The organism is Paenibacillus sp. ALJ109b (assembly GCF_010747435.1).
Classification (GTDB): Bacteria; Bacillota; Bacilli; order Paenibacillales; family Paenibacillaceae; genus Paenibacillus; species Paenibacillus taichungensis.
In genome coordinates this window covers 1-26,480 of the sequence record NZ_JAAIFP010000016.1, presented here as the reverse complement: position 1 = coordinate 26,480, position 26,480 = coordinate 1, and the positions used below count along the sequence as shown (strand labels likewise).

The window sequence follows — 26,480 nt, the reverse complement described above, 5'->3', positions numbered from 1 at the left end:
ATGTGCTGTGTCTGAACGAAATAAAGGGGAAGACGCCCGGCTGAAGCTGAACCGTGTTCCCAAATATATATGGGTAACTCTTGGAATCACATTGCTAACCATTCTGCTTCATGCGATAGGGATTAGTGATGACCTGGTTAACGTGGGGTTGATTTATCTTTTTCCGGTATTGGTTAGCGCTGTGTACTGGGGAATGGGGCCGGCCATATATGCAGCAAGTCTTAGCGTTGTTGCCTTTGACTTCTTTTTTGTTCCTCCGTATCTCAGTTTTACGGTTGAAGATTTGCGATATATTTTTTCCTTTGTTGTGTATTTGGCAGTGGCGGTATTAACGGCGAGTCTGGCGGGGCGCCTGCGGCAGCAGCTGGAGGTGGTAAAACAACGCGAGATTACGACGAATTCACTTTATGCATTAAGTCGTCAGATGACGGCTGTTACAGATTTGCATACTCTACTCGGCAACATTGCGAGACAAGTGTCACTGACACTTGGAACTCCGGCAGCAATATATCTCCCGAATGCTCATGGCGAACTTCAGGTTACCTCTTCCTCGGAGGATTCGGGTTCAATAGCCTGGGGTGAAGGAGAAGCTGAAGTCGCTATTGCCAAATGGGTGTATCAACATGGCGAAATTGCCGGACGCGGGTCCTCCAGCCTGCGGGAATCGTCTGGTCTGTATGTGCCGCTGCGTACAGAAGACCAGATCCATGGGGTACTCGCTGTGAATCTGGAATCCAGCGCTCTTCAGGAGCAGCGGGAAGAGCTGCGTTTGCTGGAAGCGTGTGGCGGGCTGGCAGCAAGCGCCATTGCCCGTGTCAAGCTGGCCGAAGAAGCGAGACTCGCACAGGTGACGGCTGAATCGGAACGAATTCGCACCGCTTTGCTGGACTCGGTGTCCCATGAGCTGCGCACACCTCTTACGGCCATCATTGGTTCAGCGACAGGTTTGCTGGAGAATGACGCTCTTTTTACCCCGGAGGATCGAAAAGAGCTGACAGGCAATATTCGGGATGGAGCGCTGCGCATGAACAGACTCGTAACCAATTTGCTAGGCATGGTGAAGCTGGAGAGTGGCATGTTGCAGCTGCGCAGGAAATGGTGTGATGTGGGCGACATGATCGGCATTGTGTTAACTCAGGTTCAGCAATTCATCCAGCACCGCCGTATTCGGGTGGAATTGCCGGATCAGCCGCCGTTTGTATCCGGGGATGAGGTTTTGCTGGAGCAGGTTCTGGTTAACGTGATCAGCAATGCCATCAAATATTCACCAGAAGACAGTGAAATCGTCATTACGGTGAAGGTGGATGAGCGGCATGGACGAATGACCATTGTGGTGGCTGATTCGGGTATCGGGATTCCGGAAGCAGAGCGAGAGCGGGTGTTTGAGAAATTTTATCGATCTGAATCGTCACGGCATGTGACAGGTACGGGACTTGGGCTTGCCATTTGTAGAGGAATCGTCGAAGTTCACGGAGGTACGATTACCGCAAAACCGAATGCGGGAGGCGGGACGCGGGTATGTATTTGTTTGCCCACTGAGGAACCCGAAGCATCATTCCCGTATATAGGACAAGGAGAGGAAGAATGACATGACGGCACCGCAAGGCGCGCGCATATTAATTGTGGATGATGAACCGCAAATCCGTAAACTGCTGAAGGTTACACTTCAGGCACACCAATTTGAGATTCACGAATGCGCCGACGGCGAAGAAGCGGTCATTCAGGCGAGCATTGTGCATCCTGATCTGATCGTGCTTGATCTGGGCTTGCCCGGTATGTCCGGAATGGATGTACTTCAGCGGATTCGGGAATGGTCCCAGGTACCAGTCATTGTGCTGACTGCAAAGGATCGCGAAGAGGATAAAATAGCTGCACTTGATGGCGGGGCGGATGATTATGTCACCAAACCGTTTGGCATGGGGGAGCTCGTTGCCCGTATTCGGGTTGCCCTTCGCCATGTGGCCAAAACTACGGATGAGCCGGTATTGCGTTTCGGTCCGCTTACGATTGATTTGGCCCAGCGACAGGTCGATTTGGACGGATCACCCGTTAAGTTAACGCCGACTGAGTATGAAATGCTGAAAGTGCTCGCAACCCATGCAGGCAAAATTATTACCCAACGCCAGCTGCTGCAACAAGTGTGGGGAGGGCATCATCATGAGTCTGACAGCCATTACTTGCGGGTATATGTTGGACATCTGCGCAAAAAATTGCAGGAAGATCCCACGCGTCCACGTTTTATCCAAACCGAGCCGGGAATCGGCTATCGTTTTCTGCTTCAGGATTAGGCCGGGAAACAAGATGAAAGCTCAAAAAAGCACCAGCCTCTCCCTGTTGAGAGGAGACTAGTGCTTTTAGAATTGCGAACAATGAACTTCTTATGACGTGTACTTCGGCAACCAGTCGCCATGAGCTTCGATCAGTTCATCACACATTGAGACGATATCATCGATGGAAAGCTCGGCAGCTGTATGCGGGTCAAGCATCGCGGCATGATAGATGTGTTCTCTTTTGCCTGTAATCGCCGCTTCAATGGTCAACAGTTGGGTGTTAATATTCGTACGGTTCAATGCTGCAAGTTGCGGAGGCAGGTCCCCGATATACGTCGGGCTGATGCCTGAACCATCAACAAGACAAGGCACTTCAACACAGGCTTCACGAGGCAGGTTGGTGATCAGTCCGTTATTCATGACATTACCGCCGATTTTGTAAGGGCGATCCGTCTCCATGGCCTCCATAATATGCGAAGCGTATTCCCGGCTGCGCGTATGTTCGATATTTTCGCTGGATAACAGCTTCTCACGCATTTCTTTCCAGCCTTCAATCTGGTTCACGCAGCGGCGCGGATACTCATCCAGCGGAATATTGAAGCGTTCGATCAGCTCCGGGTAGTTTCGTTTGATAAAATAAGGATGGTACTCGGCATTATGCTCGGAGGACTCGGTTACATAGTATCCAAAGCGCTGCATCAGCTCGAATCGCACCATGTCGTCATGCTGCTCTTTCTGCTTTTCCTTCGCTAGACGTTTAATCTCCGGATACAGATCCTGACCATCCCGAGTTACTTCAAGCAGCCAGGCCATATGGTTGATACCCGCAACCTTTGCGACAACACCCGTCTGATCAATCCCCAGTGCATCAAACAGATGCGGCACACACACCTGTACACTATGACAAAGACCTACGGTTTTAATTCCGCCATGCACGTTCATGACATTTGTCAGTACTGCCATCGGGTTGGTGTAGTTCAGGAACCACGCATCAGGACACACTTCCTGCATATCCCGTGCAAAATCAAGCATCACCGGAATCGTCCGCAAATTACGGAAAATTCCGCCAATCCCGAGTGTATCGGCAATCGTCTGACGCAATCCATATTTCTTCGGAATCTCGAAATCCGTAATGGTACATGGATCATATCCGCCCACTTGAATGGCGTTGATCACATATTTGGCCCCGCGCAGTGCTTCCTTGCGGTCGGTATAAGCTTTAATGGCACATTGGCTTCCGAGCGAGCGGGCCATACTAGTAAGCAAACGCTCCGAGTCGTTTAGGCGTTCAGCATCAATATCGAACAACGCCAGCTCAAAATCCTGAAGTGCTTCGGTCATCATGACGTCACCCAATACATTTTTGACAAAAACGGTGCTTCCCGCACCGAGGAACGTAATTTTGTTCATCTCAAGTTCAGCCTCCCTGAATAAATGGTGTACCTCCAATATAGGCGGATCGGGCTTATATAACTATGGCTCAACCTCTCTGAAACATGTCATAATCCCATTTTTGGATTCGCTTACAGCTAATAATTCATCTATTTACCTGTTATAATTTTAATGGAGAGATTAGATTGTGGTTGTGGTGAACAGAGGGAGTGTGAAGCGTTGAAATTAATCGAAACAAACGTGGTTCCTATGGATTTGACGCAGATGGAATTGGTACTGTTGTTTTTCGGTTGGCAGGCATGTGATCCGTCGCATTATTGGGGGCCTGGTGTTCGGGATGCCTACATTGTTCATTACATTCATGAAGGACAGGGCACTGTGTTTATGGCGGATCAGCAATACGAGCTTACACAGGGTCAGGGCTTTGTCATTCTTCCGGATACGCTTATTCATTATGAAGCAGATGCGAAGCAGCCATGGACTTATTCCTGGTTCGGGTTCAAGGGTGTGCATGCCAAGGCATTCATGCAGCGGGCACACATCAGTCCAGAACATCCTGTATTTGAGGCCAGAGATCCAGACGCTTTTGATCGTCTCTATACGGAGATGGTTCAAGCATCAACACGTACCGGGGGAGATGTGTTCAACCAGAGCCTGCTGTACCGGCTGATCGCTGATTTGATTGCATCTTCTCCCGCAGAAGAGCAGCTGCAACGGCCTCTGTCCACTAAAGAGGAATACATCAGGCAGGCCGTTCAATTTATAGAGAACAGGTATAGTCAGAGAACTTCAATTCTAGATATTGCCCGAGCGGTAGGTTTGGATCGCACATATCTGTCAGGGCTTTTTAAGGAGAGGTATGGCAAGTCATTACAGGCTTTCTTTCTTGAATACCGGATGAACCGTGCAGCTGAACTGCTGCAGCATTCGGCCCTGTCGGTTAGTGAAGTGGCCCACTCTGTGGGGTACACAGATCCATTACTTTTTTCCAAGATGTTTAAGCGAGTGACGGGTGTGTCTCCGAAAGGGTCGAGAAGCATGGAGCAGGGGGATTAGTCTTCATTACGCTGGGACCCTCGAAAAAACGCAAAAAAAGGCCGCGGATCCGAAGATTCATAGCCTTATGCTTTAAGGTGCAAAGACAGGATAGCGATATGATGAAAATCAGGCTATTGGTGTTCCGTTCGGTAATGTCTGGTCCGGTGTTAACAATACAACGTCACCTTCACCGGGCACGCCACCAAGCACCAGTACTTCGGATACAAAACCCGCAATTCGGCGCGGCGGGAAATTGACTACAGCAATAACCTGCTTGCCGATCATCATGTCGGGGGTGTAACGTTTCATAATTTGGGCACTCGAACGTTTAAGGCCAAGTGGGCCGAAATCGATGGTCATTTTAATGGCGGGGATGCGTGCCTTTGGAAAAGGTTCGGCTTCCACCACAGTACCAACGCGGATATCATGCTTTATAAACTCTTCAAAAGTAGCCATGTTGTGATGTCTCCTTTCAGCTATGGAGTCCATTATAAAATAGAAATAACCAAAAAATCCAGATTGCGCTAATCGCAACCTGGATTTTAGTGGTGATATTGTATGAGCGATGCCCGTTTTTGTCCCACTCGTATGTGAGCGGGGCAGAGCGCTTAATGCAGCAACATCATATTAAATTATGCGCCATTCCACTTTTCACCGGTCAGATATTTCTCAGTCAGGATGGATAACATCTGAATGCCGACTTCATTATGTCCACCTTCGGGAATGATGATGTCTGCATACTTTTTGGAAGGCTCGATAAAAGCATCATGCATCGGTTTGACGGTTTCGAGATATTGTTTGTACACGGATTGAATCGTACGGCCGCGTTCTTCCATATCCCGCAGTACTCTGCGCAGAATACGCACATCGGAATCGGTATCAACAAAGACCTTGATATCCAGAAGAGCGCGCAGATGTTCATCGATCAGGACATGCAGTCCTTCCACAATAACGATATGGTTCGGTGCCAGTTCAACCGTTTCATCGGCGGCACGGTTATCTATGGTGAAGTCATATACGGGAGCATATGCCGTTTGTCCTTGTTTTAACAGGGTAAGATGCTCAATTAACAGATCATTATCGAATGCAAACGGATGATCGTAATTGGTGAGTCGACGTTGCTCAGGGGTGAGCTGCGACTGGTCTTTGTAATAGTTGTCTTGGGATATGAAAGTCACTTTGCCTGATCCAAGACGGTCTATGACGGAGCGAGCTACCGTCGTTTTACCGGAGCCGGTTCCTCCGGCGATACCAATAATGAGCATGATTGTTCCATAAACCTCCCTAGAATGGCAGCATGGTTATGGATAAATAATGGATGAATCGGGATAGATTCAAGTCCTTACCCACATGTCTGTCTGTGAATGCACAATTCCTCTATTGTAGCACAGCAAATCACTTTTTTCATCTTAGGGAATTACCACATTTTTCTGTAGAAACAACCATCGCTCTGTATCAATTTAGTCTCAACTTCGCAATTATAGGTTGTAGGATCTAGGACCTTCGCTATATGATGTCGAAAGATGCCAGTTAATGGCTGATATCTATGAACATGAAGGGGGTGTACGTTATGAAAAAATCAAGCAAAGTCATTTCTTCCACAGTTATTGCTGCCATCGCAGCTGTATCCGTTGTAACTTCTGCTTCTGCAGCAAGTGCATCTGCGGTAAATCCGGTGGGGTCTTCCCTCTCAGCTATTGATCTGAGCAGCATGGACATCGAAACAGCTTTGATGATGGTTCAGCAAGAACGCACGAAATTGCTGGATAGCCAATTGCAGGCACAAATTCAAGAAGTTCAAAATCGCAATCAAGCGATTGCAGAGCTGAACGAACAATTGCAGGTAGCTAATCAGAGTGGGGATACTGCCCAAGCTCAAAAACTGAAAGGCCAAATCGATGCGTTGGGCAACTCACAACAAATGGATATGCTTCGTTTGCAGTCTATGTCTAACAAACGCAATGAAGCTTTTGATGTGATGACCAACTTCATCAAAAAAATGCAGGATTCAAGATCGTCCATCATCGGGAACATGCGCTAGGAATGTAAAAAAAGAGCGAAGACGGAATGCATTTCCGACACTTCGCTCTTTTTGTATTCTACTATTTAAAAGGTTACGTATGTTGCATCAACCCAGTCTGGAGTTATCCCGACCAGTCGCGGCGCCGGGTGAACAGATCCTTCAGCTCATCCGTCGACAGTTCGGTAATCCAGTTTTCAGAGCTGGTGATAATATTGTCGCTGAGCTGCTGTTTACTCTCCAGCATCTCGTCAATGCGTTCTTCGAGTGTGCCCAATGAAATGAACTTGTGTACCTGAACATCCTTCGTCTGTCCCATCCTATAGGCACGGTCTGTAGCCTGATTTTCCACGGCAGGGTTCCACCAGCGGTCAAAGTGGAATACATGATTCGCTGCAGTCAGGTTCAAGCCCACGCCGCCTGCTTTGATGGATAGAATAAAGACCGACGGCTGCTCTGACGCAGGCAACGTCCGGGACTGGAACTCGTCAATCATGCGATCCCTGGCTGTCTTGGACGTACCCCCATGCAGATACAGCACAGGTTCCTGCAACTCCTGTCTCAATACCTGTTGCAGCATCTGCCCCATGCCGATGTATTGTGTGAAAATCAGGCACCGTTCGCCCTCGTCCCGTAGTTCGCGAACCAGTTCCATCAGTCGTTCCAACTTCGCGGAGCGGCTGATCAGCATGGCCATGTCCTGCGGACTATATAGGTCATACTCTGTTATAGAGCCTTCCGAGGAGATCGTTTCCGGCAAGGCTTCTTTTGTCAGCAGCAGGGGATGATCACACAACTGTTTGAGCTGGGTTAATGCAGAGAGAATCGCACCTTTGCGCTTAATGCCTTCCAGCTCTTTCATTTTGTCCATCAGTTCCTGAACGGACTGATCATACAGTGCACTTTGTTCACCCGTAAGGTGAATGTAGGTTTTCATCTCATTTTTGTCCGGTAGATCGAGTTGAATATTCGGATCTTTTTTCTTGCGGCGCAGCATGAATGGCTTCACTAACTGCTGCAAATCCTGCATGCGCTGCTCGTCCTTATCTTTCTCAATCGCACTGATAAAGCGAGTCTGGAATGCCCGTGCGCTGCCCAGATAGCCGGGATTAATAAAATCATAGATCGACCACAGCTCGGATAACCGATTTTCAATCGGCGTACCAGTCAGTGCAATACGATGTTTTGCCGGGAAGCTGCGTACCGCCATGGACTGCTTCGTTTGGGCATTTTTAATATTTTGCGCCTCATCCAGACAGATCGATGCCCATGTATATGACTGCAACATCTCTTGATCCAGAGTAGCTGTTGCATACGAGGTAATGATGATATCCACCTGTTCAGTCTGTTCCCGGAACTCTTCTCCGCTCAGTCTTCGTGCTCCGTAGTGCAAACTGACGTTAATTGAAGGCGCGAAGCGACTGATCTCCTTCTGCCAGTTCCCCAATACGGAAGTGGGGCAGATGAGAAGGGCAGGGGCCTGCCCAGGCAAGCGCTGCTCATGCTCTTTGAGATGAAGTAAATACGTAATGAACTGTATCGTTTTTCCCAGTCCCATGTCATCCGCAAGACAAGCACCGAGACCGAATCTCCGCAGGAATCCAAGCCATGCGAAACCTTTCTTTTGATAAGAACGCAGCTCAGCATGCAACCCTTCCGGAATAGGCAGGGAAGGAGCGCCACCTTGCCCACCGCCAAGCTGTGCAATTACCCGGTTCAGGTGTTCGTTCAGTTCCACCTCAAGTCGAATGTTCTCGTTGGATTGTGGCTGTTCTTCTTCCTCTTCCTGTCCTTCCTTGCGTTTCTGGTTGCGATATTCTCGCTGCTCATTATGCAGCAGATGAAGATGCAGAATATCCTGAAACGATAGCCCTTGTTCCTGATCCACACCGCCCATGGCCCGGCGGATCTGCTCAAGCAAGGCCGGATCAAGGGGAACCCATTCTCCACGGAAGCGGACCAGCCGTTCATTACGGGCCACGAGATCAGCGAATTCTTCCTCACTGAGATCCGTATCCCCAATCGCAATACGCCAGTCAAAATGAATGATCGAATCCAGTCCAAAGAAAGACTGTCCCCGCTCACTGCCTTCCTCCGGTTTCACCTTGGCACGCAGCTTGGGTTTCTTCTTGCGTGCAGCTTCCCACCAACCCGGAAGCAGCACTTGCCAGCCAGCTTCGAGCAGTCGTCCGCTGTCTTGCGTCAGGAACAGCCAAGCATCCTGATCTCCCAATGGATCACTGAGCACATCCCGACTGCCGCTGATCACGCGGCGAATTCGGGGCAGATGTGCACGCAGTTGGTCAAGCCATCCTGCCGAACGATCAAGGATGAACGGCGTCCACACGTCCGGCCATTCACCTTCCAACCGGCCACGTGAATCCAACCGCACGGGAACCAGCACGGCTGCATCCAGTTTGTTCTGCAATACCAGGCGTAGCCGCCATGCCGGTTCATCATCCTCCGGCTCCAGCAATTGCAGGAGCGGACGGAATGGGGCTGCGTCTGCTTTCCAGCCGATGGACACGAGCCAGGATTGGGCATCCATGCCAGCCGTTTGCGGAGCTGTTCCGCTTTGTGGAAACAACTGGGGGAACTCGCGCCGCAGATCGGTGGCAGCTTCTTCTGTGCTGTACCATCGCTGGAATACGGAAGCCGAATAGGCAGCACTCAGTCCTTCGGCGTAGCTCTCATCCGTTTGTTCCAGAGCTTTGCCAAGAGCGGTTCGATCCTGCTTTTTCAAGCTGTCCGGGTCCCAGGTCCATTGCAGTTGTCCGGTACGAAATGCGGTGAAGCTAGGGATGTATTTACGATTCTCAATCGATGCTGCAAGTACCGGGGCCAGCCGGATCAAATGCTCTGCCTGCTCGTCCCATTTCCATTCAATGTGCAGAAGGGTGTGCATTTCGCTGAAGAAAGGAATAACTTCTTCCGCAGGCAGGACGACCAGTTCAATCTCTTCGATCTGTCTTGTTTCCAGTTCTGTTCCGTAGAAGGAAGGAGCATGCCAAGCAAATAATCGCTGCTTAAGCGATTGTCCCGATACAAAGTGATGGGTGTTCAACGCTCCATAGAACAAGGCATCCCCGTATCCTGTCAATGCAACATGGACCTCAATCGTTTCGGTGTAAGGGTGCAATAGGCTCATGAGATCAACTTACCTTTCCGAAGCTCTTCCTGCAGGGCGCGCAGTCGGCTGTTGCGAACAGCCAATGTGGTGATAAACTGCTCCCAGTGCTCTTCCTGCTTCAATTTTTTATAAATTTTGGACAGACGCTTCAACAGTTTCACTGCTGCTTTGTATCCGTCCCTGTTTTTGTGTCCGATATAACGATCCACTGCCTGATGGTAGAAAGGCAATAGCAGTTCGGGTGCATCCTTTTCAATCGGCTGTAGCACCGCTACCCGGAATTCAAGCGGCTCCGTCTCTGTGCTCAGTTGAAAATCAATCCACCGCCGCCACTGTCCACGGGAATGCATTGCTTCTTCATAAGCCGGACGGGAATGAGGCAGCATGCTGACGAGTGTATCCCACATGCGGTGCTCTACATCAGGCAGTTGATGAATGGCTGTGTCCCACAACTGCATGTAATCATTCAGAGGGGAGTTCCGCCGGTTCGCCAGCAGAGGTCCGAGGTGCACTAACCACTCGCCCAGCCGTTTCCAGTCGGAAGAATCTGCAAGCACATGAAGAAAATGCAGCAGATGCTCCGGCGGGATGCCATATGCCGAGCTTCCGCTGATTAATCGCTGCCAAGCCTGTTCATCTTGTCTCAAATGGAAATACATCCAGCTCTGCGCCAATACCAGCGGCAAGGGCAGAGTGACCGATTTAATCGGCGCTCCGCTCCCGTTTTCCGTCAGATTCGCTACACTCAACACGCTTTCACCAGGTTTGGCGGGTTTGGAAGCAGCAGTCAGGCCGTCCTCCATTTCCTGTAGAAATGCCAGCTCTGACTCCAGCGTTTTCCGGTTTTCCTGGAGATTTGGCACGATCCAGTTTAACCAAAGCTGCCGATAAATCGGGGTGAAGAACATCATGCTGGACGTCTCGGAGATCATCTGCGTACGCAGGTAAGCCGAGGTTTCCTCAAGCCTTGTCCACTGTTGTTCAAGCTTCGTGCCCTTCAGACCGGAGAGATCCAACGGACGACTAAAGATCTGTTCCAACCCTTTTTGGAGCGCATCCACGGCAAGTTGAGCAGGATAGCTCAGATACACAGGTGTATGTGTGATTGAATTGCGGCCAGGCACACAGAAGCGAATCAGGTGCAACTGAACATGCAGCTCAAATAACTGGTCCATGCCAGCAGAGAGCTTAGGTTTAATGGCATAGAGCTCGTCCGCTGCGGCCTGCACATATGATGTACTTGGCGTACCTATCCCGAGTCGTTTCAGGCATGCCCGAAACAGCTCATGCCATTCCGTGATTTCAAGTTCTGTAAGTTCCGTTGCACGTTCCTTGATCTGGCTATACTGGTTATCAGGGATGGTGAGATCCTCTTCGTGCGCTGCGTAATCCGAACGTCCTGAAGTCGCTATAGCAGCAGGTTTTGGAGCCTGTTTCAGTGCAGTACTGGAGTGGGCGTTCACAATGCCGTGTACGGGTCGGCCCAGTTGCTCCGCATAACTCATTAGAACGGCTATCATATGTTTGCAATGAGAACCAACCGGACAGGTACAGTGACTGGTATTCAACGATTGCAAGCTCAGGGTTACCTCATAATCATCAGAGCCCTGCACTTCAGCCAAAATTCCGTTTTGTTCGGTGTGGGTTAATGGTCCGACACGTTTCTGTTTATAATATTGAAATCCGCGCATAATCGTCAGGTTGTTAAACTGTTCAGCGACCTGCCTGATCAGCTGTTGCCACTGCGCGTCATCCATGTTCATGTCATTAGGTATGTTCATCATTCCATCTCCTGGGGAAATCATAGGTTCAGTAATCACCACGTCTTGACGTAATGGTGTACATTTCATGTATCCATCATATCAGTTATCGTGTGCTCCGTGCATCGGTTCTGAGAACTTGGATGAGACTTTTTGATAGGTGAAACCCAAGAGTATAGATATCTATTTTTTACCATAAACCATGCATAATAGGCTCGTCTTGTGTATGCTTATCGTATGTATTCCTTTCAGGAACAATGCAGGCCGGGATTCGGCTTAATTTCAAACAACAGGAGAGAGCATATGAAAATACTTACGTTAAATACGCACGCTTGGGCAGAAGAAGACCAACTGAACAAGATCAGTCACCTGGCTGATTTTATCAATACACACCAATTTGATGTGATCTCCATGCAGGAGGTTAATCAAACGATGCAAGAAGCAGCGCTGTCCGCGGAGGAACTGAAACATTACTTTGCCACGGAATCGGATGCTGTGATCAAAAAAGATAACTACGCCTACGTTCTGCTTACGCAACTGACCGAGACCTATTACTGGACATGGATTCCGGCCCATGTTGGTTTCAGCAAATACGATGAAGGGCTGGCCATCCTAAGCCGGACGCCGATCATTCAGGCTTTTGGTGAATATGTATCCCACATGCGGGATTACGACAACTACCGGACACGCAAAATTATAGGTGTTCAGACTGAAGTACAAGGCGAAGCAACCTGGTTTGTGAATGGACACTATAACTGGTGGGATGATGAACAAGAACCTTTCAAGGGGCAGTGGGAACTGACCGAAAGCAAGCTTGCTCCATATATGGACCAGCCGCTGTATATTATGGGGGATTTCAATAATGTCGCAGAAGTACGTGGGGAAGGCTACGATTATATGATGAGCAAGGGCTGGAATGACCTGTACACGACGGCTGTGCAAAAGGATGACGGTGCAACCGTGGTTAAAGCCATTGCCGGCTGGGCGGATAACAAACGCGATCTGCGTATTGATTATATTTTCTCGAATCGTCCGGTACAAGCGAAGTCTTCGACGGTAGTTCTCAACGGAAAGAACGGCCCTGTGGTCTCTGACCATTACGGCGTAGCTGTGGAAATTTAAATTACAGTAAGTCAGTCTAGTACACGATTCATTATCAAAATAAAACGAAAGCCTCCGCTTACTTCCTTATAAGGAAAGTACAGTCGGAGGCTTTTTATTTTCAACCTTTGCCATATTGATGATTAGAAAGGCCCATTTTAAACTATGTACATGTCATTCCTGTTTAACCTATTCCTTAGACCACAAGCTAGCTTTATTCCAGTGCCAGCATCTTTTGCACAAACGTTTTCAGATTCGCACTAGTTTCACTAAGCTGTTCAATACTTTCCATAAACTCGTTTACCAGCCCAGCCTGATCCACCGTTGCTGTGGTGATCTGACCGATCTCCTGTTCCATATGTTTAATGGAGTCTTGAACGCTGCCAAGAGAAGATTCGATATCGGCTGCTGCTTGTTTGGTGTGATCGGACAGCTTGCGAACCTCGCTGGCAACGACACCGAAGCCGCTTCCCAGATCTCCGACACGAGCCGCTTCAATCATGGCATTTAAGCCGAGCAGGTTGGTTTGTTCGGATACTTCACGGATGACGTTTGTCACTTTGGTCACATTGATGGAGTTCTCCGAGGCTTTTTTGGAATTGCGCAAGATCTCTTCCGAAGTCGCGGATAGTTCTTCCGAATGTGCCGCAATCTGCTGAATCCCACCAACTAGTGCGTGAATGGTCGCTTCATTTTCGCTAATCAGCGTTTCCAGTGTGATGTGGTTGTCCAGTGCGTAGTTCACACCGAGTATGCCCACAACCTGATCGTGTTCCTTAATTGGAATCAGGATGGCATCAAAGGGCCTGCCTTGCAGATCACCGGGCATGCGGGCCACGGTACGTGTGTCCTTGTTAATCAGCATTTTAAAATCCTTATAATCTTCATGTAACTCGTCCCCGACGTTTACACCGATCTCCAGACTTTTGGCTTCGGCAAAATACAATACTTTCTCATGATCATTAATAGATATGGATACATCATCACGAAACATCTGTCTTACAAAAGGCATAGCATTAACCAGAGATTCAAGAATACTCAAGGTACATCGTTCCTTTCTCATACAAAAAGTGGAATTTTCAGCCTACTACCTATATCGGAAACATTTTTCGATTTTTAAACCAATGCTCAACACTTTGTCGAAATAAGGCGATTTGTTCAGAATCGGTTCAGAACCTCTCTATATAATGGAAATATCGTACATGTCCATATTATTTAAGTTGGATTTTGCGTTGGAATGACACGAATATACTTCATATTGGAGGAGCATTCTTTTGAAAAAAAATCATTTCATCAGCTCGATTCTCGCGGCATCCTTTTTGACAACACCTTTGTGGACGACACAGGCTAACGCTGCAGTATCATTTACGGATATTGATAAATCCTACGCCAAGGATGCCATTGTAGAGTTGCAAAACGAAGGGATTGTCACTGGATTCAGTGATGGTCGATTTAATCCGTCCGGTATGATCACCAGACAGGATTTTGCCATCCTGATTGCCAAGACGTTAAAGCTGGATGTAACCAATAACGTCCCATCCAATCCGACATTTACAGATATTCCTGTGACCAGCTATGCCTATGCTTCTGTTGAAGCGGTATATCAAGCAGGTATATTTAAAGGCACGGGAAGCGGGGAATTCGGGAGTGGTAAGACATTATCCAGACAGGATATGGTCGTAACCCTAATGAGATCGATGGGAACAGACATAACGGGCAAATCTGCTTCGTTAACGTTCAAGGACAGCGCAAGCATCTCGGAGTATGCGAAAGATGCAGTTGGAGCGGCACTCGAGGCGGGATTCATTATCGGTGATCAAAACAACATGTTTAAACCCGTGTTGCAAGCGGATCGTCAAGCTGCGGCACTGACGACTTCTCGATTGCTGCAAACGATAAAAGAACCTACAGGTCCACAACCTGAACCAGTGCCTACACCAACACCAAAACCAAAACCAGAGGTAACACCAACGCCCGTGCCTACGCCGGCTCCATCTACCAGTTCGAATAATGGCGGGACTTCATCAGGTGGGAGTAGCGACAGCGGGAACATGAATCCATCTGTACCTGTGGATATAACAGCACCGACGGTGGATGTAAGCAAATTTAGAATTATCGACAATTACAGCGGAACCTGGGATCAAGTTCAGGGAGATCCTGGAGCAGTCAGTGAAGAAGGAGCCGTTGTAACTTTCTATAGTTGGACTGATGCGAATACGAATGGAGTCGTGGATGAAGGAGAGTTGGATGAAGGAATTTCCCTTGCCAAAAGCAAATCGGATGGCTCACTTGCGCTTACCAAGTTGGATAATTTGAGTCCAGGAGACTACAAATATGTGATTACCGCCAAGGATTCAGCAGGTAATGAGTCCCCTAAAGATGCGGCGCATGTATTTACTTTTACGCTGGTGAACGGAGAGATGCCAGTAGACGTGCCGACTATAGGTTCCAGTAAGTTTGGATTCGACTCAAAAAACGACAAAACAAAGTATCTTCAAATTCAATATGGAAATAATCCATTTTCTCTAAACTACGATGTAGGAGAAGAATTTGTGGATGGCACCATCGAGTATTGGACCGATGCGTTCCAGTTTAGCATAGATGATTTTTACCAAATTGGTGGTGAGAATTATACAATAGATAGCAGTCAGATCAGTAATGATGGTCATACGCTTAAGCTTAAAGTAAATGTAGAACCCGGCACACCTATTATTTTGCAATTGGGAAATAAGATGAATGAGACAAGAGGCCAATATGATTTGATCATTCGCGTAGATGCTGACGGCGAAGGATTATCCAAATCTGTATATGAAGAAATAGAGAAGCTATTTGTTAAATTTGACATTTTCGGATAAGTGTAATCTACATAAGACGGACTACAACGATGTAGTCCGTTTGTTTTGTATTATCGTCAGACTGACAATACAATTATTTATTTGTAAGCGTAATCAAAAATCTGTAGCCACCGGGAAGCAGGTCAGTTATACTTGGTTTATTATTTGGCTATTCCGAAGATAAACGAGGATCATCACCGTTCGGTAAAAAGGGATTTTCTCACAAAGGTTAAGCGCTATACCTATGTATTCCATCTGGAGAGGAATGTGGGCATTCAATGACAACATATTTCAGTGAACCGCAGAGCATGTATTACCGATTCGGAGAAGATCAGGATCAGGTGCTGAAGGTGCTGGCAGAGAGGTATATAGGTGCCAACGCGCAGGCTGATTTTGTATATCGCGTATTTCAGAAGTCTGGTATTTTGCAAAATGAGAAGGGTCTGTATGATCTGAATTTGAGTAAACGTTTCCCTGATTCACATAAAGGTCAGATTTCCTATGCCGCAGCGTTGGTATGGGGGGATGAAGATCGAAATCTGGATGTGCTGATCAGCTGTTATGGACCGGTTCGTTTTTATTTTAACGAGCAATTGGTATATCGCTCCACGGTCATGGATGAGATCAACCTGGACGCGACTGTGAAGCTGGGAATCGACATTAAGCCGGGATGGAATACGTTGCTGCTGGAGATGAAGTATACACCTGCGGGCTTTGGATGCCAGTTTGGCTCGGACGAGGGGAAAGTGCGCATTCTGAATGTGCTCGCTCCTTTCCAGGAGAGACAAGGACAGGCCGGATGGGTGTATTCCAAACCGATAAGCTCGGAGGACAGTCATCCAGAATGGAATTTGCTCGGGTCAGAAGAGGATCACAGACTGGATTGGTTGCCTGATGCACAATGGTCAGAGGAAAAACAGACGCAACCGTCCCTGGAGAGAATATACGGACATCTTCCTGGTCAGCAAGTCTATGCGTGGACACGGTTGGTCAACAGAGATTCAAGCGATTGCCCCATCCGTTTGTCCGGTCAATCTTCCGGACCACTGAATATATGGCTGAACGGCGTATCGGCGGTGCAATTGATGGAAGCGGGCCCGTATGAGGTGAACATACCCGCATCTTTTGGGCGGAATGACCTGATGATTCGCAGTGAATGTAGCGATACGGCCGAGCCATGGAATTTTGTAATAAACGCAACGGTGAATGGAGAGCAACTGGAACTGGAGCTTCCCCAACGTGTGCACGGAGCTTCTGGAGAGTCGTGGCTATATCTAGGACCTTTTGAATCGGAGGACGTCGAACCAGATTTGCAGGATCTAATGCGCACTGATCGGGTGTTTAAAGGAAATGTATTGAACGATAACCGAGAAGAAACGGGAAGCCAACAGGCACGGAAGGAACGCATATATTGGCGATTGGACAGACCTGAAGCGTGGATACGCCCCTATTATGAAAATGCAATGCTCAGTAACAAATGGACAGTAGGCAGTGTGACCAACTATGGTCGCTGGGATTATCCATTAGGTGTCACCGTATATGGTCTGTTGCAGACCGGACGTTATTTGCAGCGGCCCGACATTACGCGTTATGCTTCAGAACATGTACAGGCGTGTACCCGTATGGATGAGTACTCATTATGGGATCGGGAGCAGTATGGTTTCCCGGCGGTTAACCAGCAGCTGGTTATGATGAGAATGCTGGATAACTGTGGCTCTTTTGGCTCCGCGATGCTGGAAGCCTATTCCGAATGTCAGGAGCCGACGTTCTTGCCGATTGCCGAACGGATTGCAGATTTTATGTTGACCCGGTTGGAGCGACAGGAGGATGGTGCATTTTACCGTGAGTGTATCGGTGAATTTGCAGAGAATACGATGTGGGCAGACGACCTTTATATGAGCACTCCATTTCTTGTGCGGTATGCCCGACTGACGGGGAATAATTCGGCACTGGACGAAGCCGCTAGACAATTTTTATTGTATCGGAAGTATCTGTACATGCCTGAATTCAAGATCATGTCCCACGTATACGATTTCAAATATGGACAGGCGACACAGATTCCGTGGGGACGGGGGAATGGATGGACGATCTTTTCACTGTCTGAGGTATTGGAAGTTTTGCCAGCAGAGCATTCGGAGCGCCCGGCTTTAATTGCCTTCTTTAATGAATTATGTGAAGGATATGCAGCTCTGCAAGGAGAGGGTGGATTGTGGTATCAGGTATTGAATGATTCGGAAACCTACCAGGAAGCCTCCTGTACAGCGATGTTTGCTTATGGTTTTGCACGGGGAGTACGTTTTGGTTGGTTATATCAACCTGCACGTTACATTGAAGCGGCTGAGCGGGCATGGAACGGATTAACCCGTAAAGCGATTGACCGTCAGGGTAATGTACATGGTGTGTGCAGTGGCTCGAGATATGCCTTTACCGCAGAATATTACAATAAGGACCTGCTCACGGTAACGAATGACAATCACGGTATTGGCATTATGATGCTGGCAGGAACTGAAGTGGCGAAGATGAAGAAACATCTGGCCCAGCCTAAGGTGTCATCAACTGCTGTGACGCAATCCTGAAAGTGTCAGTAAAACTACAGGATACCTTGATCGAAATCTTACATGATATCTACTCTAACGTTTCATTGCAAACGGCTGGATGACCACTGGTGAGATGGAGCGAGGTAGAGTACGCCGCACGAAGAATGCTGTATATATGAATAACCACCGGGAGTATCATTCCTGGTGGTTATTTAATCACTAAGAATATTGAAGACAATTGAATGGACATTGGTCCCAACCCCTTACTTTTTTGACAGGAAAGCTTACTTTTGTTTATGTCATGAGCACCCATAGGCCGTTACAATAGTTTTTGTAAGCGATTCCATAAAAGCAAAAGGGGAGGAATTTCATTCATGTTGAATACCAAAAAGTGGGTAACCCTGTTCTGCCTATCCCTGTTAATGTTCGCTACAGCCTGTTCCGGAGGATCATCAGTACCGTCTGCCTCATCCAATGAGGGTGAAGAAGGGGACACTTCCGGCAAAATTGAACTTCGTATGACCTGGTGGGGATCACAGACTCGCCATGATCTCACTACCAAAGTAATTAAGCTATTTGAAGAGAAGCACCCTGGCATTACCATCAAGCCGGAATACTCCGGTTGGGACGGATACTTTGACAAGCTGACCACACAAGTAGCCGGTTCAAATGCACCGGATATCATACAGATGGATTACGCTTTTCTAACCGACTTTGCCCGGCGTGGTGCATTGCTTGACCTGACCCCATATGCAGAAAGCAAAGAGCTACGCACAGAGGACCATGACAAGAGCATGCTCAAAGCCGGGTCGATTGACGATAAATTATACGCGATTACATTGGGTGTAAATGCGCCAGGTGTCATCTATGATGCGACCGTATTCCAGGAGCTTGGGATTGAGGAGCCGCAGGAAAGCTGGACGTGGAAAGATTTTAGTGACGTAGCGGCCAAGATTGCAGCAGAGAAGGGTGACGGTTTCTACGGTTCGGCGGATGTATCGGGAACCACCAACATGTTTGAGGTATTTATCCGGCAAACAGGCAAGGGACTATTTGAAGGCGGGACGTTGACAGCAACGAGCGAGGAGCTTCAGCAATGGTTTGACATGTGGGGTGCGCTTCGTGAGAACGGGGGTGCTACCTCTGCGGAAGTGACGGCATCCACTACGAATGCACTGGAGACACGCCCGATCTCGCTTGGTACAGCCGCCATGGATTTTGCTTGGTCTAACCAATTGCTGACGTTCCAGCAGGTGAACAAAAACCAGGATCATAAGCTTGGAATACAAGTACTTCCGCACGGTGTGGGTGAAAAGCAAATCGGTGAATACCTGAAAGCAGGTCAGTTCCTGTCCGGTTATGCCAAAACAAAACATCCGAAGGAAGTGGCGATGTTTATCGATTTCATGGTAAATGATCCCGAAGCAACCGCCATTCTCGGCTCGGAGCGAGGAGTACCCGTCAATGCCAGCATCCGTGAGAAGATGCAGCCTACGCTGCCAGAAGCGGAGCAAGCCATCTTCCAATTTATCGATGTGGTATCGAAAAACTCCAGTGAAATTGATCCGCCATACCCGCAAGGATTTTCCGAAGTGGATACCAGCTTCAAGAGTGCAAGTGAGCAGATCGCCTTTGGTCAAGACAACACACCGGATGTGATTGCCCAGTTCATTGAAGGGGCCAAGGCGACACTTGCATCAAGTCAATAACACTTGAACGGTTCCAGACTTCATATTCCGCGGGGAGGTTGCGAAGATGAGTACAACACAGGTCAGTCAAGCACGAGCCGAGCGTGTAACAGCCCGGCGGGTGAAACGGAGATATGCCCATAATGGAGCAGCGCTTCTGTTTCTGGCCCCATGGCTGGTTGGTTTATTGTTTCTGACACTTGGGCCGATGCTCGTTTCCTTATACATTTCGTTCACCGACTACAGTATCCTGGCCGCCCCTTCCTGGGTCGGTCTGGATAACTACACCACGATGTTTACATCGGATAAACTGTTTATCCAATCGCTCAAAGTCACATTTACGTATGTCGCTGTCTCCGTACCGATCAAGCTGATCTTTGCTCTGCTGGTGGCGATGCTGTTGAACAAGGGCATTCGCGGGCTTGGCATTTACCGTACGGTTTATTACATCCCAACCCTGCTTGGGGGCAGTGTCGCGATTGCGATGCTTTGGCGCAAAATGCTGGGCGGTGACGGTCTGCTCAATGGAGTACTTGCCATGGTCGGCATTAAGGCACCCGATTGGGTCGCCAACCCGAAATATGCCCTGTATTCAATCGTACTGTTGTCGGTATGGCAGTTCGGATCGTCGATGATTATTTTCCTGGCAGGATTGAAGCAGATTCCACCTGAGTATGACGAAGCTTCCGCCGTAGATGGAGCAGGCCCACTCCGGAGATTCTTTTATATCACACTACCGATTCTGTCACCGGTTATCTTTTTCAATCTCGTAATGCAGCTGATTACCTCCTTCCAGTCATTTACTCAGGCTTTTGTCATCAGTAACGGCAGCGGGGGGCCAGTCAATTCAACATTAATGTACTCTCTATACCTGTACAAAAAAGGGTTCTCGTTCTTCCAGATGGGTTATGCATCCGCCATGGCCTGGGTGCTGGTGATCCTGATCGGTGTCTTTACATTGCTGGTATTCCGCAGCAGCAAGCTGTGGGTGCACTATGAGGATGGTGGAAAATCATGATTGGACAACGAAACTCTGCTGCGTGGGTAGTCGCCAAACATATACTTATCTCGGTCATTGCCTTTGTCATGCTGTACCCGGTGCTCTGGATGCTGGGCAGTTCATTCAAACCGGGACATATGATTTTCACCGAAACTTGGTTTTGGCCGCAAGAATGGAACTGGGAAAACTACATCAATGGCTGGACAGGAATTCAGGGCAATCCCTTCTCTCGTTTTCTGACCAACTCGGTCGTCCTGTCGCTGGGCGCTGTGCTTGGCAATGTCATCTCTTGCTCGATGGCGGCGTATGCCTTTGCCAGATTGAATTTTCGGTTCAAAGCGATTTGCTTTGGCTTAATGCTGATGACGATCATGCTGCCACACCATGTGACGCTGATCCCTCAATATATTCTGTTTAACCATTTGGAATGGGTGAATACGTATCTGCCGCTGGTAGTGCCAAAATGGCTGGCGACCGATGCCTTCTTTATTTTCCTGATGGTCCAGTTCTTCCGGGGATTGCCCAAAGAGCTGGATGAAGCGGCGACGATTGATGGATGTGGTCCTGTACGAATTTATACCAAAATTATCATTCCGCTGGCCTTTCCGGCGCTGGTGACGACGATGATCTTTACCTTTTTGTGGACATGGGATGACTTCTTCAGCCAGTTGATTTATCTGAGTGATGTCAGCAAATATACGGTGCCGCTGGGCTTACGTCTATTCCTCGATTCCAGTTCCCAATCCGATTGGGGGCCGATGTTTGCGATGTCAGTGCTGTCACTGGTGCCTTGTTTTATCGTATTTATCGTGTGTCAAAAGTATTTCGTGGAAGGAATCGCGACCTCTGGGCTCAAAGGGTAATTCCAAGACGAAACGAGTTGATTTCATGCGAAAACGAAGATTATCGTTATTCCTAAATCATAAGCTGCAACAAAGCAAGCTCTCCACGTTGATGGTGACTTGCTTTATTGCGTTTAACCTGCTGCTCGTCTCGGTTATTGTTTGGCTGGCATACCAGTCGTTCTCTGCCGTCACGTTTACCGAGATCAGCAAAGCACGACTTGCTCTTCTGAATGAGAGTACACGCCGAGGGTTTGATTTTATTACAGGTGTTACAGGAACGGCTTACTCCTTGGCGAGCAACCGTGAGCTGTCGAATCTGCTGGAAACGAAGGGAACGGGAAGGCTGACACAGATCCACCAACGGCGTGAGGTGTCCAAAATACTGGATCATACGGTGGTAGTCAGTGAAGGTATTACCTCGATCGAGCTGTATACGGATGCCTTCAACGGTGTCACAGTCACGATGGCCGATCGCATCTATTCAGTGGATACGATTGCCGGTGCTTCATGGTTTGCTGCACTGGAGCATGCGGATGCGGCCTGGGTACCTCTGCGGGAAAACGAATCAGGCCAATCGCTAATCGGATACGCCCAACGAATCTTTGACAGCCGGGGTGGTACGGTAGCCTACGTGCTCATCCGCCTAAGTCGCGCCGATATTGTACGTAGATTTGCGGATATGCCGATGGTGCTGGATGGACAGGTGCTGTTGGTGGATACCGCAGGCAACGTCGTCATGCAGATGGGCGATGACAATTTAGAGGTGAATCCTGGTGAGGGTTCGAGCTCAATTCATGAAGCCTCGGAAATTTTCCCTTCTATTAATGTATCTGCTAATGCAGCTGCTGCTGTGGAAAGCGAACCAGTCGTCGATCGTGCATGGATTCAGGAGCATGTTGAACATGGGGAGGACGGATTTGAAGTGGTTTCCGGCAAGCCTGATGGAGCGCAGCTGGTTCTGTATTCAAGACCTGCCATGCTTCAGTGGCGATTGGTTCAGACCATCCCTGTTCACACATTATTATCTCCTGTGAGGCAGGCCGGATGGCAGGTCCTTGGAATAGCTGTGCTGGGATTACTATTTTCTGCGGTACTTGCTTATCTGTTCGTTTGGCGGATTGTTCGTCCTTTACGTCAGCTGATCAAGCGGATGAGGCAACTGGAGAAGGGGGATTTCAATACCCGAGTTCAGCTCTCGTTTACCGAAGAATATGCCCATTTGGCGTATGGATTCAATCATATGGCTTCACAATTGACGGAGTTGATGGAGCAGGTCAAGGAAGAGAGCCGGGCGAAGCGTGAAGCACAGACCGGTTTACTGGAGGCGCAAATCAAACCGCATTTTCTTTACAACACACTCGACATGATCCACTGGCGTGCTCTCGATTATGAGGCCAAGGACATCAGCCGCATGATTGTACAACTCAGCAAACTGCTGCGTATTGGATTGAGCGGTGGCAGGTTATTCATCCGGGTAAGGGATGAGTTGGAGCATGCTCGTTGTTACGTCAGCATTCAGTCAGAGCGGCTGCCATTCTCCATTGATTATCAGGAACAGATTGATCCGAGAGTGCGAGGTTGTTACATTCCCAAAATCATTTTGCAGCCCTTTATCGAAAATGCGGTCATGCATGGGCATCCGAAGGAAGGAAAACTTTGCATACAGGTGGATATACGGGAAATGGATGGCATCGATTCACCATCCAAAATCATCATTTGCCTAAAGGATAATGGACAGGGCTTGCCTGAGGGCTGGAAGTTGGAGGAGACGACTGGTATTGGTATACGAAACGTACATCAACGTATTCAACTGTATTGTGGCACTGGGTACGGCGTTGATATATGCGCAGGTGAATTAGGAGGGGTAGAAGTGACTATTACGCTGCCGCGTATTGAGACGGAAGAACAATTAAACTTATGGCTGGACGGTGAAAATGAATGAAAACCATTATGCTCGTAGACGACGACCCGCATATTGTGAAAGCATTGACCGACCATATTGATTGGCCATCCATTGGCCTCCGCATTGCAGGAACAGCTTCCAATGGCGTGGACGCACTGGAGATGTTCCAACAGCTGCGCCCCGATCTTGTGATGACGGACGTCTATTTGCCAGGAATGACAGGACTTGAGGTCACGCAGGCGCTGCGACGGGACTATCCCCATCTGCCGATCATCATTCTTAGCGGATATGACGAATTCGAGAATGCCCGGGCGGCCATGCGCTGGGGCGTGAATCATTTTTTGCTAAAGCCTGCGGAAGTGGAGGAGATTGAGTCTGTTCTGCGTGAGGTCTTACTGGAAGAGGATGTGCGTGAGCGGCGTGAGCAGCTAGAGCAGACGTACAAACAGGAGATTGGGCGGGTGGTTCCCTATCTTCGCAAATTGTTTCTCCACGAGCTGTTAACCACACGCTATCGGGAAGAGGAATTGCCTGCGGAGCGTATGGATTATGTGGGTATTCGCATACCCTCTCAAGTGCGTGCCATCAGTCTGCAGTTGTATCGGCCTGCATTTTTGACAAGGATGAAAGAGCGGGACTGGCAGTTGTTAAGGTATGGGGCAGCGGATATTATTCAGGAGACCGTCAAAGAGCAGGCTACGCAAATAAACGACTGCCAGGTGGAGATCGTGGATTACTCGGATCAGGTGTTTGTGCTGCTTCTATTTGACGAGAAGGACCCGCTAGAGCAATTTGAGTCAATTGTTGAACGGATGATTGATCAGATTTTTACGTATCTCAAAATCGAAATGAGCGCAGGTATTGGAACGTCCAAAGAGCACTTATGCGAAGTGATGGACTCCTATCTGGAGAGCAGAGAGGCGCTGGAGAAAGCAGAGTTTCAGGGCGGGAGCCGTGTATATCGATATGATTCATCAAATGCGTTAACCCCGAGCGCAACGGATTACTCGCAATTGTTGCGACAATGGAGTGAGTCATGGGCAGATATGAGGACTGATCTAGCAGAGGAGATATGGGTTCACCTTCGCAATCTGCTGGACGAAGGGGGTGGTACCAGTATTCAGGATGTGCAAGTTGTGGCCGTGAGCCTATTCGACACGTTAATTCATAGTTGGAACCGACATTATCCCATGCTGGCACCGCCGCTCGCGATGAGCCACTTTTTGCGGGAAATTCAATCAAAATATGGGCTGCAGGATCTGATATGCTGGATGGATGGTATTATTCGAAACTGGATGGAACAGATACGTAAAGAAATGGGCGAGAAAAAAAGCAATAAATTAGTGGAGCAGGTGAAACAGTACGTTGAAATGCATTATGCTGAAGATATCAGTTTTGAAGCCATTGCCAAGGGACTGTTTGTACACCCCAAATATTTGAGTCAGCTGTTCAAGAGGGTAACCGGAGAGAACTTTGTGAGTTATGTGAACGGGTACCGTATTCAACGTGCGTTGGAACTATTACAGTCAGGACATTACATGGTCTACGAGGTTAGTGAGATGACTGGGTTCCGCAACGCGACGTATTTCAGTCAGGTGTTCAAGATGCTTACAGGCAAGAGTCCCTCTGAGGTGGGGTAGAGCTATGAATAGGATAAGGCAAAATAAAATAGATTGGAGAGATTATGGCGTATGATCATTGATCAACAAGAGTTTTACGTAAAAGGATTGACCTATTCGATTAGGTCCGCAATGGAAAAGGATGCTGAAGCATTGTCTTCACTTCGTGTACAGATGGATGGAGAAACCGAGTATATGGATCGTGAGCAAGGTGAGGGCTTTATTGATCCGGCTAGATTTGAACAAATACTCCGGTTGGACTCGGAGAAAGAGAGAAACCTGTTTCTCGTTACTATTGTAAAAGGAAAGATCGTCGGGTATTCCAGATGTGAAGGAGTTGATTTGAAGCGATTTTCTCATAAGGTTGAATTTGGCGTTTGCATAACGAAAGAGTTCTGGGGTTACGGGATCGGCAAGAAACTACTCGAACTATCGATAGATTGGGCAGATACGAATGGAATTGAGAAAATGACCTTAAACGTGGTGGGGACGAACGATAAAGCGATGGAGCTTTACAGAAGAATGGGCTTCGAGATAGAGGGAACTTTGAAAAAGGATCGACGACATGCGGACGGTCGGTATTACGATACAGTTATGATGGGAAGGTTCAGGGGCTGAGGGGAGAAGGGGGTGGTGAGAGATTGGCTAGCAAATATACGCTGATCCTTTTATTGTTTCAATATGTAAATATGAAAGAGTAGATACTAGAGTAACTACTATCTCTTATGGAGAGAGTTAATATCTAATAGATGTAGGTTTCTTAAAATCTGATTTCATATATTGCTATAGAGACTAATGGATATGTGCGGTACAAAACTAAGTATCCCTTTAGCTGCTAGTTAGTGTTTCTTCGAGACGAAAAGAATCTCAGTTTATTATGAACAGTAACTATTACCTTTTATCTATACGTTAATGAAGTTTAACATTATCATATCTATATGAGTGTAGCAGATAGGGTCTGTAGGGTCTGATTTCAAGACAATGATTGATTATAAATAGAAGGGGATAAAACGGTTCTATTGTTCTCATAAAACGGAGATAGAAAAATATTAATTAAGGGTTGCAATTTATTTTTGTACATGGTATATTCTAATTCCGGCCAAGAAAACACGAGAAACACGGTGCGGCAAGCAAAACAAATAAGCTTCGAAAGAAACTTAAAAAAAGAGCTTGCAAAGTTGGTTCGGATGTGATAAGATATAAAAGTTGCTGAGGTGAACAACACACAGCAATGAAACAAATTTGATCTTTGAAAACTGAACAACGAGTGAGTAACGATCTTGCTTGCAAGATCGACGCTGAGAAATTGGTGCGCGTCTTCGGACGGTATGATTTCGAAGCAA

The 26,480-nt window shown here is 48.0% G+C and carries 19 protein-coding genes; 13 read left to right on the top strand and 6 right to left on the bottom strand.

Going from position 1 to position 26,480, the window contains the following annotated elements; translation table 11 throughout:
- Positions 1-7 precede the first annotated feature (7 nt).
- Together G3352_RS17275 and G3352_RS17270 are read left to right on the top strand one after the other, a co-directional pair.
- Positions 8-1,588, top strand: a complete 1,581-nt coding sequence (locus tag G3352_RS17275; RefSeq protein WP_345940771.1) for an ATP-binding protein — start codon at positions 8-10, stop codon at positions 1,586-1,588.
- A 1-nt stretch (position 1,589) separates the two neighbouring features.
- Entirely contained in the window at positions 1,590-2,288 is a 699-nt protein-coding gene (locus G3352_RS17270; RefSeq protein WP_163758303.1) for a response regulator, read from the top strand.
- A 90-nt stretch (positions 2,289-2,378) separates the two neighbouring features.
- On the opposite strand, the gene melA is transcribed toward G3352_RS17270, so the two are convergent.
- The gene (gene melA / locus G3352_RS17265; RefSeq protein ID WP_163758301.1) at positions 2,379-3,680 is read right to left on the bottom strand and encodes an alpha-glucosidase/alpha-galactosidase; all 1,302 of its coding nucleotides are present in this window, start codon (positions 3,678-3,680) and stop codon (positions 2,379-2,381) included.
- A 201-nt stretch (positions 3,681-3,881) separates the two neighbouring features.
- Here melA and G3352_RS17260 point away from each other — a divergent pair, with 201 nt between their 5' ends.
- Positions 3,882-4,718 (top strand): AraC family transcriptional regulator, encoded by an 837-nt coding sequence (locus G3352_RS17260; RefSeq protein WP_163758299.1) that lies wholly within the window; start codon positions 3,882-3,884, stop codon positions 4,716-4,718.
- Positions 4,719-4,826: 108 nt separating this feature from the next.
- On the opposite strand, the gene csaA is transcribed toward G3352_RS17260, so the two are convergent.
- Both csaA and udk read right to left on the bottom strand, forming a co-directional pair.
- The gene (gene csaA, locus G3352_RS17255; RefSeq protein ID WP_163758297.1) at positions 4,827-5,156 is read right to left on the bottom strand and encodes a chaperone CsaA; all 330 of its coding nucleotides are present in this window, start codon (positions 5,154-5,156) and stop codon (positions 4,827-4,829) included.
- A 176-nt stretch (positions 5,157-5,332) separates the two neighbouring features.
- Positions 5,333-5,965, bottom strand: coding sequence for a uridine kinase (gene udk / locus G3352_RS17250; RefSeq protein ID WP_063566443.1), 633 nt, complete (start codon positions 5,963-5,965; stop codon positions 5,333-5,335).
- 305 nt (positions 5,966-6,270) lie between these two features.
- On the opposite strand from udk, the gene G3352_RS17245 reads away from it, so the two are divergent.
- Positions 6,271-6,741: a hypothetical protein gene (locus tag G3352_RS17245; RefSeq protein ID WP_240343123.1), complete on the top strand. Its 471-nt coding sequence runs from the start codon at positions 6,271-6,273 to the stop codon at positions 6,739-6,741.
- A 103-nt stretch (positions 6,742-6,844) separates the two neighbouring features.
- On the opposite strand, the gene G3352_RS17240 is transcribed toward G3352_RS17245, so the two are convergent.
- Entirely contained in the window at positions 6,845-9,859 is a 3,015-nt protein-coding gene (locus G3352_RS17240; RefSeq protein ID WP_163758417.1) for a DEAD/DEAH box helicase, read from the bottom strand.
- Positions 9,860-9,864: 5 nt separating this feature from the next.
- Positions 9,865-11,634: an SWIM zinc finger family protein gene (locus tag G3352_RS17235; RefSeq protein WP_205524916.1), complete on the bottom strand. Its 1,770-nt coding sequence runs from the start codon at positions 11,632-11,634 to the stop codon at positions 9,865-9,867.
- A gap of 279 nt (positions 11,635-11,913) precedes the next feature.
- On the opposite strand from G3352_RS17235, the gene G3352_RS17230 reads away from it, so the two are divergent.
- Complete coding sequence (locus G3352_RS17230; protein ID WP_163758294.1) at positions 11,914-12,732, top strand: endonuclease/exonuclease/phosphatase family protein; 819 nt, start codon at positions 11,914-11,916, stop codon at positions 12,730-12,732.
- Between the two features lie 193 nt (positions 12,733-12,925).
- On the opposite strand, the gene G3352_RS17225 is transcribed toward G3352_RS17230, so the two are convergent.
- Positions 12,926-13,753 (bottom strand): methyl-accepting chemotaxis protein, encoded by an 828-nt coding sequence (locus G3352_RS17225; RefSeq protein ID WP_163758291.1) that lies wholly within the window; start codon positions 13,751-13,753, stop codon positions 12,926-12,928.
- 232 nt (positions 13,754-13,985) lie between these two features.
- Here G3352_RS17225 and G3352_RS17220 point away from each other — a divergent pair, with 232 nt between their 5' ends.
- The 8 genes from G3352_RS17220 (at position 13,986) to G3352_RS17185 (ending at position 25,755) form a co-directional block, all read left to right on the top strand.
- The gene (locus tag G3352_RS17220) at positions 13,986-15,566 is read left to right on the top strand and encodes an S-layer homology domain-containing protein (RefSeq protein WP_163758289.1); all 1,581 of its coding nucleotides are present in this window, start codon (positions 13,986-13,988) and stop codon (positions 15,564-15,566) included.
- A gap of 257 nt (positions 15,567-15,823) precedes the next feature.
- On the top strand, positions 15,824-18,121 hold the full coding sequence (locus G3352_RS17215) for a glycoside hydrolase family 88/105 protein (RefSeq protein ID WP_163758287.1): 2,298 nt from the start codon (positions 15,824-15,826) through the stop codon (positions 18,119-18,121).
- Positions 18,122-18,456: 335 nt separating this feature from the next.
- Positions 18,457-19,791 (top strand): ABC transporter substrate-binding protein, encoded by a 1,335-nt coding sequence (locus tag G3352_RS17210; protein WP_163758285.1) that lies wholly within the window; start codon positions 18,457-18,459, stop codon positions 19,789-19,791.
- Positions 19,792-19,837: 46 nt separating this feature from the next.
- Positions 19,838-20,788, top strand: a complete 951-nt coding sequence (locus G3352_RS17205) for a carbohydrate ABC transporter permease (protein ID WP_205524915.1) — start codon at positions 19,838-19,840, stop codon at positions 20,786-20,788.
- Positions 20,785-21,633, top strand: a complete 849-nt coding sequence (locus tag G3352_RS17200) for a carbohydrate ABC transporter permease (RefSeq protein WP_163758283.1) — start codon at positions 20,785-20,787, stop codon at positions 21,631-21,633. The genes G3352_RS17205 and G3352_RS17200 overlap by 4 nt, the downstream gene beginning before the upstream one ends.
- 25 nt (positions 21,634-21,658) lie before the next feature.
- Entirely contained in the window at positions 21,659-23,557 is a 1,899-nt protein-coding gene (locus G3352_RS17195; RefSeq protein ID WP_163758281.1) for a cache domain-containing sensor histidine kinase, read from the top strand.
- The gene (locus G3352_RS17190; protein ID WP_163758279.1) at positions 23,554-25,158 is read left to right on the top strand and encodes a response regulator; all 1,605 of its coding nucleotides are present in this window, start codon (positions 23,554-23,556) and stop codon (positions 25,156-25,158) included. The genes G3352_RS17195 and G3352_RS17190 overlap by 4 nt, the downstream gene beginning before the upstream one ends.
- A gap of 51 nt (positions 25,159-25,209) precedes the next feature.
- Positions 25,210-25,755, top strand: a complete 546-nt coding sequence (locus G3352_RS17185) for a GNAT family N-acetyltransferase (protein ID WP_163758277.1) — start codon at positions 25,210-25,212, stop codon at positions 25,753-25,755.
- Positions 25,756-26,480: the final 725 nt, after the last annotated feature.

Excerpts from the sequence above, each read along its gene's own strand:
- G3352_RS17270 (WP_163758303.1), top strand. The coding sequence starts at position 1,590 with ATGACGGCACCGCAAGGCGCGCGCATATTAATTGTGGATGATGAACCG.
- melA (WP_163758301.1), bottom strand. The coding sequence starts at position 3,680 with ATGAACAAAATTACGTTCCTCGGTGCGGGAAGCACCGTTTTTGTCAAA.
- csaA (WP_163758297.1), bottom strand. The coding sequence starts at position 5,156 with ATGGCTACTTTTGAAGAGTTTATAAAGCATGATATCCGCGTTGGTACT.
- udk (WP_063566443.1), bottom strand. The coding sequence starts at position 5,965 with ATGCTCATTATTGGTATCGCCGGAGGAACCGGCTCCGGTAAAACGACG.
- G3352_RS17245 (WP_240343123.1), top strand. The coding sequence starts at position 6,271 with ATGAAAAAATCAAGCAAAGTCATTTCTTCCACAGTTATTGCTGCCATC.
- G3352_RS17235 (WP_205524916.1), bottom strand. The coding sequence starts at position 11,634 with ATGATGAACATACCTAATGACATGAACATGGATGACGCGCAGTGGCAA.
- G3352_RS17230 (WP_163758294.1), top strand. The coding sequence starts at position 11,914 with ATGAAAATACTTACGTTAAATACGCACGCTTGGGCAGAAGAAGACCAA.
- G3352_RS17215 (WP_163758287.1), top strand. The coding sequence starts at position 15,824 with ATGACAACATATTTCAGTGAACCGCAGAGCATGTATTACCGATTCGGA.
- G3352_RS17210 (WP_163758285.1), top strand. The coding sequence starts at position 18,457 with ATGTTGAATACCAAAAAGTGGGTAACCCTGTTCTGCCTATCCCTGTTA.
- G3352_RS17205 (WP_205524915.1), top strand. The coding sequence starts at position 19,838 with ATGAGTACAACACAGGTCAGTCAAGCACGAGCCGAGCGTGTAACAGCC.
- G3352_RS17200 (WP_163758283.1), top strand. The coding sequence starts at position 20,785 with ATGATTGGACAACGAAACTCTGCTGCGTGGGTAGTCGCCAAACATATA.
- G3352_RS17195 (WP_163758281.1), top strand. The coding sequence starts at position 21,659 with ATGCGAAAACGAAGATTATCGTTATTCCTAAATCATAAGCTGCAACAA.
- G3352_RS17190 (WP_163758279.1), top strand. The coding sequence starts at position 23,554 with ATGAAAACCATTATGCTCGTAGACGACGACCCGCATATTGTGAAAGCA.
- G3352_RS17185 (WP_163758277.1), top strand. The coding sequence starts at position 25,210 with ATGATCATTGATCAACAAGAGTTTTACGTAAAAGGATTGACCTATTCG.